15 protein-coding genes are annotated in these 13,201 nt (G+C 71.7%); 6 read left to right on the forward strand and 9 right to left on the reverse strand.

What is annotated here, in order from left to right; translation table 11 throughout:
- The 6 genes from FXO23_RS46715 to srlA all read right to left on the reverse strand — a co-directional run bounded on the left by FXO23_RS46715 (nt 1) and on the right by srlA (nt 4,966).
- The gene (locus tag FXO23_RS46715; protein ID WP_158894962.1) at nt 1-957 is read right to left on the reverse strand and encodes a thiamine pyrophosphate-dependent dehydrogenase E1 component subunit alpha; all 957 of its coding nucleotides are present in this window, start codon (nt 955-957) and stop codon (nt 1-3) included.
- 10 nt (nt 958-967) lie between these two features.
- Complete coding sequence (locus FXO23_RS46720) at nt 968-2,299, reverse strand: NAD(P)H-dependent oxidoreductase (protein ID WP_158894964.1); 1,332 nt, start codon at nt 2,297-2,299, stop codon at nt 968-970.
- A gap of 217 nt (nt 2,300-2,516) precedes the next feature.
- The gene (locus FXO23_RS46725) at nt 2,517-2,927 is read right to left on the reverse strand and encodes a transcriptional regulator GutM (RefSeq protein ID WP_158894966.1); all 411 of its coding nucleotides are present in this window, start codon (nt 2,925-2,927) and stop codon (nt 2,517-2,519) included.
- Nucleotides 2,924-3,295, reverse strand: coding sequence for a PTS glucitol/sorbitol transporter subunit IIA (locus FXO23_RS46730; RefSeq protein ID WP_158894968.1), 372 nt, complete (start codon nt 3,293-3,295; stop codon nt 2,924-2,926). Before FXO23_RS46730 ends, FXO23_RS46725 begins: the two co-directional genes overlap by 4 nt.
- Nucleotides 3,296-3,308: 13 nt before the next feature.
- On the reverse strand, nt 3,309-4,322 hold the full coding sequence (srlE, locus tag FXO23_RS46735; RefSeq protein ID WP_158894986.1) for a PTS glucitol/sorbitol transporter subunit IIB: 1,014 nt from the start codon (nt 4,320-4,322) through the stop codon (nt 3,309-3,311).
- Between the two features lie 5 nt (nt 4,323-4,327).
- Nucleotides 4,328-4,966, reverse strand: coding sequence for a PTS glucitol/sorbitol transporter subunit IIC (srlA, locus tag FXO23_RS46740; RefSeq protein WP_218952382.1), 639 nt, complete (start codon nt 4,964-4,966; stop codon nt 4,328-4,330).
- Nucleotides 4,967-5,096: 130 nt separating this feature from the next.
- Here srlA and FXO23_RS46745 point away from each other — a divergent pair, with 130 nt between their 5' ends.
- The 3 genes from FXO23_RS46745 to cobT are packed head-to-tail and all read left to right on the forward strand — an operon-like array spanning nt 5,097 to nt 7,403.
- Nucleotides 5,097-5,363: an HPr family phosphocarrier protein gene (locus FXO23_RS46745; protein WP_158894970.1), complete on the forward strand. Its 267-nt coding sequence runs from the start codon at nt 5,097-5,099 to the stop codon at nt 5,361-5,363.
- Nucleotides 5,364-5,366: 3 nt separating this feature from the next.
- Nucleotides 5,367-6,320: a sugar-binding transcriptional regulator gene (locus FXO23_RS46750; RefSeq protein WP_158894972.1), complete on the forward strand. Its 954-nt coding sequence runs from the start codon at nt 5,367-5,369 to the stop codon at nt 6,318-6,320.
- Nucleotides 6,321-6,341: 21 nt separating this feature from the next.
- Complete coding sequence (cobT, locus tag FXO23_RS46755) at nt 6,342-7,403, forward strand: nicotinate-nucleotide--dimethylbenzimidazole phosphoribosyltransferase (RefSeq protein WP_158894988.1); 1,062 nt, start codon at nt 6,342-6,344, stop codon at nt 7,401-7,403.
- A gap of 81 nt (nt 7,404-7,484) precedes the next feature.
- On the opposite strand, the gene FXO23_RS46760 is transcribed toward cobT, so the two are convergent.
- The gene (locus FXO23_RS46760; RefSeq protein ID WP_158894974.1) at nt 7,485-8,588 is read right to left on the reverse strand and encodes a branched-chain amino acid aminotransferase; all 1,104 of its coding nucleotides are present in this window, start codon (nt 8,586-8,588) and stop codon (nt 7,485-7,487) included.
- 73 nt (nt 8,589-8,661) lie between these two features.
- Between FXO23_RS46760 and FXO23_RS46765 the strand changes: the two genes are divergently transcribed.
- The gene (locus tag FXO23_RS46765; RefSeq protein ID WP_158894976.1) at nt 8,662-8,970 is read left to right on the forward strand and encodes a hypothetical protein; all 309 of its coding nucleotides are present in this window, start codon (nt 8,662-8,664) and stop codon (nt 8,968-8,970) included.
- Here the strand turns inward: FXO23_RS46765 and FXO23_RS46770 are convergent, their stop codons facing one another.
- Nucleotides 8,971-9,603 (reverse strand): ribonuclease FAU-1 family protein, encoded by a 633-nt coding sequence (locus tag FXO23_RS46770; protein ID WP_246258511.1) that lies wholly within the window; start codon nt 9,601-9,603, stop codon nt 8,971-8,973. It abuts the gene before it with no gap.
- A complete protein-coding gene (locus FXO23_RS46775) occupies nt 9,600-10,406 on the reverse strand; it encodes a hypothetical protein (RefSeq protein ID WP_158894978.1) in 807 nt (268 codons plus the stop codon). Before FXO23_RS46775 ends, FXO23_RS46770 begins: the two co-directional genes overlap by 4 nt.
- A gap of 104 nt (nt 10,407-10,510) precedes the next feature.
- Between FXO23_RS46775 and FXO23_RS46780 the strand changes: the two genes are divergently transcribed.
- Both FXO23_RS46780 and FXO23_RS46785 read left to right on the forward strand, forming a co-directional pair.
- Complete coding sequence (locus tag FXO23_RS46780; RefSeq protein WP_158894980.1) at nt 10,511-12,016, forward strand: leucyl aminopeptidase; 1,506 nt, start codon at nt 10,511-10,513, stop codon at nt 12,014-12,016.
- 3 nt (nt 12,017-12,019) lie between these two features.
- Nucleotides 12,020-13,084 carry an SMI1/KNR4 family protein gene (locus tag FXO23_RS46785; protein WP_246258513.1) on the forward strand — a complete coding sequence of 355 codons (1,065 nt, stop codon included), beginning with the start codon at nt 12,020-12,022 and terminating at the stop codon, nt 13,082-13,084.
- The last annotated feature ends 117 nt before the right edge of the window (nt 13,085-13,201 follow it).

The following is a 13,201-nucleotide window of genomic DNA, read 5'->3' on the forward strand; positions in this document are numbered from 1 at the left end:
TCAGCTCGCGTAGACCGCGTCGGTCAGGGAATCGGCCGCGGCGTCCGGGGCCGCGTTGGCGATCCGGATCGCCTCGCGGACCCGGTCGCGCGCCTGGTCGCGGACTTCGGCGAGCTCCGCCTCGGTCAGCGCGCACCGGGTTTCGAACCGGGCGATCGGATCCCGTTCCCGCCACCGCTCGATCTCCTCGCGGGTGCGGTAGAGGTTCTTGTCGCTCTTGGAATGGCCCTTCCAGCGGTAGGTCACCGCCTCCACAAAGGACGGTCCGGCCCCGGACCGCGCCCGGGCCACGGCCTTGCCCACCGCGTCGTGCACGGCCTGCGGATCGTTGCCGTCCACGGTCTCCCCCGGGATGCCGTAGGCCGCCGCCCGTTCGGCGAGCCGCTCGACCCGGAACGCCCGGGCCACCGGCATCGACATCCCGTAGTGGTTGTTCTCGCAGACGAACACCACCGGCAGATCCCAGATCGCGGCGAGGTTCACGCCCTCGTGCCAGGCGCCCTCGTTGACCGCGCCGTCGCCGAAGAAGCTCACCACCACCCGCGGACCGCCGCGCATCCGGATCGCGAGCCCGGCGCCCGCGGCGATCGGCACTCCCCCGGCGACGATCCCGTTCGCGCCGAGGTTCCCGGTCGCCACGTCCGCGATGTGCATCGAACCGCCCCGCCCGCGGCAGTAGCCGGTCTCCTTGGCGAGCAGTTCGGCCATCATCGCGTCCAGCCGCGCCCCGCGCGCGATGCAGTGCCCGTGGCCGCGGTGGGTGGACGTGATGTAGTCGCCGTCCGCCAGCGCCAGGCACGCGCCGACCGGCACCGCCTCCTGACCGATGGAAAGGTGCATGGTGCCGTGCATGAGCCCGCGGGCGAACAGGTCGTCGACGGCCTCCTCGAACCGGCGGATCGTCCACATGGTCAGCAGCGCCTGCCGCGCCGCCCCGGTGTTCCCGGTCAGGTCCACATTCCCTCCCTCAGGCCGGAATTCCGACGAGCCCGTGCGGAACGAGCGACTCCGCGGGCTCCCCCGCCAGCAAGCGGTCCTGCAGGCGGCGCAGCGCGGCGATCGTGGTGGTCTCGTCGACCGCGATGTCCGCGGCGCTCAGCACGGTCCCGGCGGGAACGTCCCGCAGCACGCGCGCGCCCGCGGCCAGGCCGAGCGGGACGAATCCCCCCTCCCGGGCGGCTCGCGCGGTGTCGGTGAGGCCGTACACGGTCTCCCCGCCGATGCCGTCGATCGACTCGCCCCGCCGGAGATCGCGTTTGGCGACCGCGAGCACCTCGGCGTTCCAGGTGACCGGCGCGAGGCTCGGCCGCCGGTCCAGCACCGCTTCGGCGACGGACAGCGGCGCCTCCACGCTGGCCAGGTGGAACGGCCGGTAGAACGTGTAGTACGGCCCGGAACCCATGCCCAGATAAGCCATCTCGTCGACCACCACCGGATCGTCGCGGTGACCGATGACGAAGACCCCGGGCGCCACCGGCCCGGTGCAGTAATCCACCACACCACTCGCTTGCAGCACCCCGCCCGCGGACTCCGGGCGGAAGACCGCGTTCAGTTCGTCCACTGTGGAACGCGGGCCGGTCATCCCGCGCCGGCTCACCTGGAGATCGGCCGCGTTCGCCAGCGCGGCCATCTCGATCATCGTCTTGGAACCGTCGACGAAACTGGCCAGCATGTGCGGGTTCATGCCCTTGGCCGCGGCCCGTTCGGCGACCGAGGCCGGGGTGGCCGCGGGATCGAGCGGGTTGTTCTTCCCCTTGCCCGCGCAGACCACGGTGAACCCGATGTCCCGCGCGTAGTCGACCAAAGCCTTGCACTCCACCGGTTCGTCACCGCGGCAGACGGTGTACACCCGGCCCAGCCCACTGGCCATTGTGGACAACAGCAGGCCGACCGTCACGTCGCATTCGACGTTCAGCAGGGCGATGTCCTTGCCCGCCAGCAGGCCCGCGAAGGCCACCTGGGCGCCGACCTCCGGCACCCCGCTGGCGTCCACGATCACGTCGATCGGCAGCGCGGTGAGCGCCAGCGCGTCGTCGACGACCACCGGGCGGCCGGTTTCCACCGCGGTGGCGAGATCGGCCCGGACGCCGTCGGTGAGCACATCGTCCCGCCCCGCCCGGTGGAAGGCCCGCACGCCGCGTTCCGGGGCGATATCGGCGATGGCCGCGATCGCCATCCCCGGGATGCGCCCGGTCTGCACGACGAAACCCAGACCCATCTGCCCGGCGCCGACCAGGCCCACCCGGACCGGGCGGCCCAGCTCCCGTTCACGCGCCCGCAACCGGTCGACGTAGCTCATCCGTGCCTCCGCAGCTATTTGCACCTATGTGCACATGATGTGCACCGTGGTGCTTTCCTTGGTAGCACGCGGTTTCCCCGCCGCACAACCCCTCACCGCCCACCCTGACCTGCACAAACGTGCACACCGCCGAGGTGCACCTGCCCGCGCTTAGCCGCCAAAGTGCGAGCCCTCGGCCGGCCGAAGGAACCGCACTTTGTCGGTTAAGTGGGGGTTTTCAGTGGGCGCAGGAACGCACTTTGTCGGCTGAGTGCGATCTGGGGGCGAGGCGGCGGGCCAGGTGGAGGGCGTCCGCGGTCGCCTCGCGGAGGGGTTTCGAGGTGGTGCGGGCGGCGAGGGTGGCGGTGGGGCCGGTGAGGTCGGGGCGTTCGCGCAGGCGGGCGAACACCGAGGCGCCTTCCATGGCCAGGGCGCGGGTCACCGCGTCCCGTCTGCGATCGATCACCAGGAGCACCACCGCGCCGCGAAGCCTGCCCTTGGCCCGCCCGGTGACCAGCAGGACGCCCGCCCGGTTCTCCGCGGTGGCCACCCGGTTCACCACGCGCTGGTAGCCCAGGTGCTGCCGATAGCTGAGCAGTCCGGCGGCCACGAACCCGGTGAGCAGGATCGTCGCCGCCTGCCAGGTCACGAGCCACCCCGCAGCGAAAGCCGCGCGCCCGCGGCGGGCAGCGACACCGTGCCCCGGCCGTGCACCGCGCCCGGCAGCAGCGCGGTCCCCTCCTCGGGGTTCAGGTACACCACCAGATGCCCGAGCATGCGCAGGTTCTCGTTCGCCAGGTCGCCGACGGCGAACACCTCGACCTCCGCCTCACCGAAGCGGAACACGTCCCCGGGCCGGATGTCCCGGCTCGGCTCGGCGGCCGGGCCGTGCACCACGCTGACGCTTTCCAGCGCGTCCGGAATGGGGTCGGCGTAGAGGATCACCACCCCGCCGTCCACCAGATCCGGCACCTCCTCGCCGGTCCGCAGGATGGTGCTCTCGTAGTACACGCTCACTGGAGAATCCTTTCTAGAGACCAAAACTCGCGGCCCAGGCGATGATCACCGCGAGCGGCGCGGTGATCATCCGACTGATCAGCACGGCCGGGGTGCCGACCGCGACCGTCTCCGGTTTCGCCTCGCCCAGCGCGAGGCCGACCGGGATGAAATCGCAGCCCGCCTGCCCGTTGATCGCGAACAGGGTCGGCAGGGCGTACTGGACCGGCAGGGCGCCGATCGCGATCTGGCTGCCCATCAGCGTGCCGATGACCTGCGCGATAGCCGCGCCGGGGCCGAGGATCGGCGACAGGAACGGCAGCGCGGCGACCAGCGAGATCACCACCAGGCCGAGCGGATTGCTCGCGATCGGCGAGAGGAACTCGCCCATCCAGCGCGCGACCCCGGTGTAGGTGACGATGCCGAGCAGCAGGCTCACATACGCCATGAACGGCAGGATCGTGTGCAGCGTCAGCTCGATCGTCTGCCGCCCGGAGGCCAGCATGGTGTTCACGATCGACCCGACCCCGGAGCCGAACTTCACGAACACCCCGGACACCGAGTTGAACGCCCGCCCGAAGCGGGTCCGCTCACCTCCGGTGACCGTCGCCGCGACCTCCCGGGTGGACGGTCGTTCGGCACGGGGTGGCACCGCAGCTGGACCGTCCTCTTCGGACACGTTCACCTCGTCGACGCCCACCGCGGAGACGAAGAGCTCCTCGGTGATGAACTTCGCCAGCGGGCCGCCGGGCGCACCGGCGTAGACGTCGACGGTCGGGATCCCCTTGCGCGGGTAGACCCCGATCCGGGCCGTGCCACCGCAGTTGATCACCGCGCAGAGCACCTCTTCGTCCGGCACGCTGGTGGTGAACCCGTCGACCGCCTCGGCGCCGGTCAGTTCCGCGATCCGCGCCGCGACGGCGTGCACGCCACCGCCGGTCACCGAAAGCACCTTGGACCGCTTGCCATCGGTGCGCAGCAGCAGGCCCTTGCCCCAGCCGCCCTCGCCGGGGCGCACGAACACCGCGCGGGAGGTGTAGGTCTCCATCTCGTTCACGCCTTCCCCCGCGCCGTCTCGAATTCCCGGTCGAAATCGGCGAACACCTCGGCGCGCCCGGTCCGTTTGATCATGAACGCGGTGATCCGCTCGGTCACCACGCCGCGGATGAAGATCACCAGGATGCCGACCAGGAAGTACCGCAGTGCCAACGGAACCGTGGACTGGCCGAGCTGGGTGACCCCGTTGGCCACGCCGAGCCAGACGAAGAGCTCACCGGCGTTGGCGTACGGGAAGAAAGTGGTGACCGGGTGCACGAACGAGACCGCGGAATCGTAGAAGGCGGGCTTGTGCCGTTCCGGGAGAAACCGCCCGAACGAATAGCAGATCGGATTGGTCAGCATCAGCACCGAAATGACCGGCATGATCGTGTACCGGGTGATCCACCAGCGCGCCGACCACTGCACCGCGCGGGTGACCCGCTGCTCGCCGATGAACGTGGTGAGCGCGTACATCGCGGTGAGCAGCACGATGAGGGTGGGCAGGATTCCGGTCACCAGTCCGACGAACTGCTTCCCGGATTCGGTGAACAGGCCGATGAAATGGGTGCCGAGCCATTCGAAGACGCCGAGCGGGCCGGAACTCTGCTCGGTTTGGGGCTGTGCCGGCTGCGCCATTGCGGCAAGCACTCGCATGTGGCCTCCTTGTCGACCCCCCGTCGAAACCGCTATGTGCACGTATGTGCGTTTGTTCTTCACGTTTGACAGTGATGTGTGTAACATGCCGCCTGGATTGGCGACAAGCCCCAGCTGCGAAGGAGCCTCGATGCCGGAGATCCGCGTCAAGATCGCGTCCCCCGTCGGCCTGCACGCCCGGCCGGCGAGCCTGTTCGTCAAGGCGGCGGCGAAACATTCCGGCCCGGTGTCGATCGGGCGTCCCGGGACCGATCCGGTGGACGCACGCAGCATGCTTTCCGTGCTGAGCCTGGCGATCGGGCCCGGCGAGGAGGTCGTGCTGAGCACGGACGGGGACAACGCGGAGGCCGCGCTCACCGAACTGTCCACACTGCTGGCGAGCGATCTGGACGCGTGAGCGATGCCCCCTCCTCGTGATCAGCAGCTGCTGGTGAAGGCCGCTCGCCTGTACTACGAGGAAGGCCGGTCCCAGCACCAGATCGCGGCCGCGCTGAACGTGAGCCGGTCGAGCGTGTCCCGGATGCTCACCGCGGCCCGGGAACGCGGGATCGTGCAGATCCAGATCAACGACCCGACCGGACGCGATCTCGAACTGGAGGGCGAGCTGACCGCGCGGTTCCGGCTGCGGGATTGCCGGGTGGCCGAAACGCATCCCGGCGACCGGCCGCTCCCCCGCGTCGGCGATCTCGGCGCGCGGTGGCTGGTGGAGAACCTGCACGCGGGCAACCATCTCGGTGTTTCGTGGGGCAAAAGCGTGCAAGCGGTCGTTCAGCACGTACCGGACAACGGCGCGCTCGACGTCGAGGTGCTGCCGCTGGTCGGCGGACTGTCCGCAGTGGACTCGGCGATCACCGGCGAGGAACTGGTGCGCGAGCTGGCCGGGCGGTTCGGCGGCCGGTTCCAGCACCTGCACGCCCCCGCGTTGCTGACGTCGAAGGCGGGCCGGGACGTCCTGCTCGCCGAGCCGTCGATCCGGCGGACCCTGGACGCGGGGCGGCGGGTGCAGGCCGCCCTGGTCGGCATCGGCAGTTTCGGCATCGGCTCGTCGGCGCAGCTGGTGCACGAGATGAACTTGGACGAGCAGGAACTGCGCAGGTTGCACGCGGCCGGACCGGTCGGGGACGTCTGCGCGCGGTTCTTCGACGCGGACGGGAAACCGGTCACCGGTCCGGCCGACGACCGGGTCCTCGGCGTCACCCTGGCCGATCTGGCGAACATCCCGCTCGTCGCCGGGGTCGCGTCCGGGCCGGACAAGGCACGCGGCGTGCTCGGCGCCCTGCGGACCGGGGCGCTCGACGTGCTCATCTGCGATCGATCCCTGGGCAGGGCGCTGCTCGACCCACCGCGTGGGTAAGTTGGGGGCGTGGACACGGACATCGAGTCGGACGCCATCGAGTTCACCGACCTCCCCCAGCCCGACGAGGTCGCCCGCGCCGACGCCCGGCGCCTGCACGACACGTTGATCAAACCGGCGGGTTCGCTGGGCCGGTTGGAGGATCTCGGCGCCTGGGTCGCCGCGTGCCAGGGCCAGGCCCCGCCGCGGCCGTTCACCCGGCCCCGGGTCGTGGTGTTCGCCGGGGATCACGGGATCGCGGCCAAGGGCGTGTCGGCCTACCCGCGCGAGGTCACCGGGCAGCTCGTCGGCGCGGCGCTCACCGGTGGCGCGGCGATCAACGTGTTCGCCTCCGCCGCGGGCGCGAGCCTGCGGATCGTGGACATGGCCGTCGACGCCGACACTCCCGGCCCGGTGGCGAACTTCAAGGTGCGCAAGGGATCCGGCTCGATCGACGTCGAGGACGCGCTCACCGACGACGAGGTGCGCGCCGCGCTGCGGGCCGGGATCGCGGTCGCCGACGCCGAGGTGGACGGCGGGGCGGACCTGCTCATCGCGGGCGATCTCGGGATCGGCAACAGCACGCCGTCCGCGGTGCTGGTCGCCGCGCTGACCGGCAGCGAACCGGTCGCCGTGGTCGGCCGCGGCTCGGGGATCGACGACAACGCGTGGATGCGCAAGGCGGCCGCGATCCGGGACGCCCTGCGCCGGGCCCGGGCGGTGCTGGCCGATCCGATCGCGCTGCTGCGCACTTCGGGCGGGGCGGATCTGGCCGCGATGACCGGATTCCTCGCGCAGGCCGCGATGCGGCGGACCCCGGTGCTGCTGGACGGGCTCGCGGTCGGCGCGGCGGCGCTGGTCGCCGAGGAACTCGCGCCGGGCGCCCGGTCGTGGTGGGCCGCCGCGCATTCCGACGCCGAGCCCGCGCACGCGATGGTGCTCGAGCACCTCGATCTGAAGCCGATCCTGGACCTCGGGGTGCGCCTCGGCGAGGGCGCGGGCGCGGCGGCCGCGCTGCCGCTGCTGTTCATGGCCACCCGGATCCTCGCCGAAATGGCCACCCACGAGCAGGCCGGGGTCTCCGGCCCGCTCGGCGGCTCGTAACCGCTCCAAAGACTTTCATGAGGGGACCCCTCCGGACGAATTTTGTCTGGAGGGGTCCCCTCATGAAAGTCGCGTCGTGGGTCAGGCGAGTTTGTGCATCCAGCCGTGCGGGTCGGGGCGGGTGCCCTCCTGGATGCCGGTGAGTTCCTCGCGCAGCTTCATGGTCACCGGGCCGGGCTCGCCACCCGCGACGGTGAACTCGGTGTCCGGCCCCTTGACCCGGCCGACCGGGGTGATCACCGCGGCGGTCCCGCAGGCGAACACCTCGGTGAGTTCGCCCGAGGCCGCCGCCTTCTCCCACTCCTCGGTGGAAATCCGGCGCTCCTCCACGGTGTGCCCGAAGTCGGCGGCCAGGGTCAGCAGCGAGTCCCGGGTGACGCCCGGCAGCAGCGAACCGCTCAGCTCCGGGGTGACCACCCGCGCGTCCGCTCCGGAACCGAAGACGAAGAACAGGTTCATCCCGCCCATTTCCTCGACCCACCGGTGCTCGATCGCGTCCAGCCACACCACCTGGTCGCAGCCCTGTTCGACGGCCTGCGCCTGCGCGACGAACGAGGCCGCGTAGTTGCCCGCGCACTTGGCGAACCCGGTGCCGCCGGGGGCCGCGCGCACGTACTCGGTGGACAGCCACACGCTGACCGGTTTCACGCCACCCGCGAAGTACGAACCCGCGGGCGAGGCGATCAGGCTGTAGAGGTACGAGTTGGCCGGGCGGTTCACGCCGAGCCCGACCTCGGTGGAGATGATGAACGGGCGCAGGTAGAGCGTCTCCCCGGGCGTGGTCGGCACCCAGCGCTCGTCGACGGCGATCAGTTCGTGCAGCGAGGAGACGAACAGCTCCTCGGGCAGTTCCGGGATCGCCATCCGTGCGGCGGACCGGCGGAACCGAGCGGCGTTCGCGTCCGGGCGGAAGGCGGCGATCGAACCGTCGGGCTGGCGGTAGGCCTTGAGCCCCTCGAAGATCGCCTGCGCGTAGTGCAGCACCGAGGTCGCCGGGTCGAGGGTGAGCGGCTCGTAGGCGCGCAGCGCCGCGTCGTGCCAGCCGTGCTCGGCGTCCCAGGTGGCGGTGACCATATGATCGGTGAAGTACGTCCCGAAGCCGGGCTTCGCCAGTACCTCGGCTACACGCTCCGGCGAGGCCGGGGACGGGTTCGGGGTACGGGTGAAGGGCATCGTGGTCGTCATGAGGGGAAGAATAACTCTTAGTTGGACGTCCGAACATTCCCCGGGCCGTCGTCCACCCACCTAGGATGGAGCCGTGACCTACAACCTCCCGCAGCCGGCCGGCGGCGACAACGTTTCCGCGGGCACCGGATCGGACGTCAAAACCCTCGCGGCCGCGGCGCTGCTCACGTACGGCGCGGGCATGCTCGTGCTGGTCGGTTACCTGCTGCTGGACAGCGTGTTCGGCGGATTCCTCGGGGTCGTCGGCGCGATCTTCGGCGTCATCTGGTGGCGCAGCGTGCACAGCAAGGTCTTCCCGCGTGACCTGCCGACCAAATCGGTGATCATCCTGGCGGTGATCTCGGCGGCGCTCACCGTGCTCACCTTCCTGCTGGTCGGCTAGTCAGAGCCCCTCGAGCAGGCTCGCCGGGAGCTCCGGCGCGGGCCAGGCCGGGTCCGGCCGGAAATCGGTCCACGTCCCGTCGAACGGGAACGCGCCCGCCTCGGCCAGCGCGATCAACCGCGCCCCCTCCGCGCGCAACCGGACAAGCTGGTCGCCGGTCAGCCGCCCCGCCGCCAGCGCCGCCTCGGCTTCGTCCTCGTCCTTCCAGCGCCAGCTCCGGTCCGGGTGGACGACCACGTCCAGCACCCCGTCGATCCGGTCCGGGCCGGTCGCGGTCCGCCCGCACGGGATCTCCAGGTTCGCGTACCAGTCGACGAACTCGCCTTCGGCGTTGAAGAACCACCAGATCGAGGACCAGTGCTCCTCGCTGATCAGCCGCAGCGTCCCCCCGTCCCGCCAGTGGTTCCGGAAGCTCTCGCGCGGGAGCCGGAACCGGTCCTGGAGCGGGGCTTCCCGCACGCGGCGGCCGCCGGCGAGCCGGGTGCCGATGATCTCGGTGCCTCGGGGAATCCAGGCGAGGAGCGTGCGGCCGTCGTCGGCGATCGTGCGCAGCGGGTGGTGCTGGCCGGCGCTGCCGTCCGGGCGCAGGAACCGCTCGACCACGGTCTCCCCCGGCTGCCAGTGCGGTGTCACGTCCGGAACCGTACCGGCAGGAAACCGGCCACCACCTCCACGACGGCCGCCGCGGCGGCCACGAACAGCAGCGGAACCGGCGCCAGGACGGCCGCGGCGAGGGCAGCGACCAGACCGCAGATCGCACTCGCCCGGGGTCGGGGCAGGGCGAACGCCTCCCGAGCCTCGCCCAGGGCGTCCAGCGCGGCCGGAACGGTCGCCAGCACGACGACCGCGGCCAGCCAGGGATCGAGGGCGAGCGCGTCCGCGGCGGCGAGCACATCGCGCAGCGAGGTCACCGACAGCCCGAGCCGGGTCGGGCCGAGCTGGTAGAGCGCGGCGGCGCCGACCGCGAGCGCGACGACCGCCGATCCGGCGAGCCACCGGCGCGGTCGCCCGGTCAGCAGCGGCAACGTCACCAGCGCGGCCACCAGCACACCCGGTATGTCCGGCGCCGCCACCGGTTCGACCCGCACCGGTTCGATCGACACCGACAGCACGACCAGCACGCCCGCGGCGAGCACCAGCAACCCCGCGATCCAGCCGCGCCATTCGTCCGGGATCCGCGCGCCCAGCGCGTCGGCGACCACGAGCACCGCGAGGAACGCGAGCGCGGCGAAGACCGGGTAGCCCGGCACCAGGTAGGCCGCGAAAACCGACGCGTACAGGGGAACGAGCGCGAGTCGCGCCGCCGCGCCGAACCGGACCGCCCGGCCCCGCAGCAGCGCCACCGGCACGGCCAGCGCGATTCCGGCGAGCAGCCACCAACCGGCCGCCGAAGCGCCCACCGCGAGGGCGATCAGGAGCCCCGCACCGAGGCGCACGCCGCCACCTCCTTCCGACACCGGGACCGACCGTCATTAGCATGGCTCACGATCAGGTCCGGGAACCGCTCGGGCCAGCAGAAACGACGCGCGAGGAGCCAGAAGTGACCGTGCCGAAGTTTGCCCTGTCCGAGAACTCCGAGGCCGCGGTGGGCAAGAGCCGCGCCGAGGTCATCGTGCTCGGCACGGTCCAGGCCGGCGGGCAGGCCGAACTCGCCCCGGGCGCGGAGGCGGTCGACGCGGCGTTCGAGGGCAAACTGGCCGAGGTGCTCCGCACGCTCGGCGCGACCGGCAAGGCCGAGGAGATCGTCAAGCTGCCGACCCTGGGCAAGCTGAACGCGGGCGTGGTGCTCGCGGTGGGCCTGGGCAAGGCGGGCGAGTCCGGCGAGATCACCGCCGAGCAGGTGCGCCGGGCCGCCGGCGCCGCCGCGCGGTCGCTCACCGGGACCGACCGCGCGTTCAGCACGCTGTCCGCGGTGGATCTGCAGGCCGCGGTCGAGGGCACCGCGCTGGGCGCGTATTCCTTCACCGAGTACAAGTCCGAGCCCGGCGACGCCGCAGTGTCCAAAGTGGACTTCGCAAGCCCGGCCGAGGGCACCGCGCGGGACCACAAGGCGACCCTGAAGGCGGCCACCTCGATCGCCGAGGCGGTGATCATCGCCCGCGACCTGATCAACACCCCGCCGAACGACCTGTTCCCGGCCTCCTTCGCCGACCGCGCGAAGAAGCTGGCCGAGCAGAACGGCCTCGAGTTCGAGGTGCTGGACGAGAAGGCGTTGAAGCGCAAGGGTTACGGCGGCATCCTCGGCGTCGGCGGCGGTTCGGCCCGGCAGCCGCGGCTGGTGCGGCTGGCCTACCGCGGCGCCAAGCCGGTGAAGAAGATCGCGCTGGTGGGCAAGGGCATCACCTTCGACTCGGGCGGCATCTCGATCAAACCGGCCGCGAACATGGACCACATGACCTCGGACATGTCCGGGGCGGCCGGGGTGCTCGCGTCGGTGGTGCTCGCCGCGAAGCTGAAGTACCCGCTCGAGGTGATCGCGCACATCCCGCTGGCCGAGAACCTGCCGTCGGGCACCTCGTACCGGCCCGGTGACGTGCTCAGCATGTACGGCGGCAAGACGGTCGAGGTGCTCAACACCGACGCCGAAGGGCGCTTGGTGCTGGCCGACGCGATGGTGCGCGCCGCCGAGGACGACCCGGACTACCTGATCGAGACGTCCACGCTGACCGGCGCGCAGGTGGTGGCCCTGGGCAACCGCACGGCCGGGATCATGGGCTCGGACGACTTCCGCGACCGCGTCGCCGAGATCGCGCGCGCGACCGGTGAGGGCGGCTGGGCGATGCCGCTGCCCGAGGAACTGCGGGCCGACCTGGATTCGCGGCTGGCCGATCTGGCCAACGTCACCGGGCACCGCTGGGGCGGCATGCTCGCCGCCGGGATCTTCCTGCGCGAGTTCGTCGCCGACGAGCTGCCCTGGGTGCACATCGACATCGCCGGGCCGTCGTTCAACACCAGCGGGCCGTGGGGCTACACCGGCAAGGGCGGCACCGGGGTTCCGGTACGGACCATCGCCGCGGTGCTGGCGGACATCGCCGCCAACGGCTGATCCGTGTGGATCCCCGGGGAGTACGTCGAATCGGCCTTGCGCGAGGTGCTCACGGCCGACGACACCCAGGTCGACGCGACGGCCGGCCACGCGGCGCTGCTGCTCGCCTGCTGCGGGCACTCCGGTGAGGCGGACCGCTTGGCGCGGCGGTGGCACGAGGTCACCGAACGCCCGGCCGCCGCGCTGACGCCCGATCCGGTCGACGCGCGGGCGTGGGCGATGCTGTTCGCGGCACGGGGCGAGCGGCCGGACTGGGCGGATGCCTTGCCACCGCTCGATCTCGACGCCGAGGAGTCCGCGCACCGCGCGTACCTGGCCCGCCGCGAACCGTCGATTCCGGCGGGCCTGCTCGGCGATTCGGCGGCCGCGCGGATCGTTTCCGGGGTGGCCGACCGGCTCGGCGAGTCCCCGGCGCCGGATCCGGTACGCGCGGCGGCCGCCGAGGTGGAGTCGCTGGCGCGCCGGGGAGAGCCGGTCGAGGACGCGCTCGCCGCCTGGGCTTCGGCGGCCGGGCGGGCGGATCGCCCGAAAGTCGGCACATTGGGCGGCTGCCGGGCGGTGGCCCCGCTGCTCGTCTCCGGCGCGCTCGCCGGGCCGCTGGGCCTGGACGAAGGCTGGGCGCGCCGGATCGCCGGGGACCTGATGGCGGCGCTGCGGATGCGGTATCCGCGCCCCGAGGCGCGCCTGTCCTGGCGGGAACTCGTGGACCGGATCCTCGAACTGCGCGAAGCCGGGACCGCGCCGCCCCCGGTCACCGCGGACGTGCTCGAACGAGCCGAACGGCGGCTGGGCTTCGCGTTGCCGGAGGACTACCGGGAATTCCTGCGCACCTGCGACGGGCTGCCCGCGGACGTGGTGTTCCCGCGCCTGCTCGGGGCCGCCGAACTCGTGCCCGCCGAGGGCGGGGTCGTGGTGATCGGCGATCCGGGCCCACCGGTGCTGACCCTGGCCCGGGCGGGCGAGCGGTGGGTCGCCGTGTCCTGGGATCCGGTGTCCGGTTCGACGCCGTTCCCCGGTTTCCGCGCGCTGCTGGAAGAGCACCTGCGGTTGCTGGAAGAGAGTCGATAATCATTCGGCGGAACCCGTACCGGCCGGACGGCGTCCTACCCGGCGGGCTTAGGAGGTAGTGCCGTATGCCGGAGGGGAATCCGCTGGTCGCGCAGGAGAAGTCGCAGACCACGGCGG

It is taken from the genome of Amycolatopsis anabasis (assembly GCF_009765355.1).
GTDB classification, from domain to species: Bacteria; Actinomycetota; Actinomycetes; order Mycobacteriales; family Pseudonocardiaceae; genus Amycolatopsis; species Amycolatopsis anabasis.

What these genes read in the sequence shown, in the direction of transcription:
- FXO23_RS46720 (WP_158894964.1), bottom strand. Translation starts at nt 2,299, where the DNA reads ATGAGCTACGTCGACCGGTTGCGGGCGCGTGAACGGGAGCTGGGCCGC.
- srlE (WP_158894986.1), bottom strand. Translation starts at nt 4,322, where the DNA reads ATGGAGACCTACACCTCCCGCGCGGTGTTCGTGCGCCCCGGCGAGGGC.
- srlA (WP_218952382.1), bottom strand. Translation starts at nt 4,966, where the DNA reads ATGCGAGTGCTTGCCGCAATGGCGCAGCCGGCACAGCCCCAAACCGAG.
- FXO23_RS46745 (WP_158894970.1), top strand. Translation starts at nt 5,097, where the DNA reads ATGCCGGAGATCCGCGTCAAGATCGCGTCCCCCGTCGGCCTGCACGCC.
- FXO23_RS46750 (WP_158894972.1), top strand. Translation starts at nt 5,367, where the DNA reads ATGCCCCCTCCTCGTGATCAGCAGCTGCTGGTGAAGGCCGCTCGCCTG.
- FXO23_RS46760 (WP_158894974.1), bottom strand. Translation starts at nt 8,588, where the DNA reads ATGACGACCACGATGCCCTTCACCCGTACCCCGAACCCGTCCCCGGCC.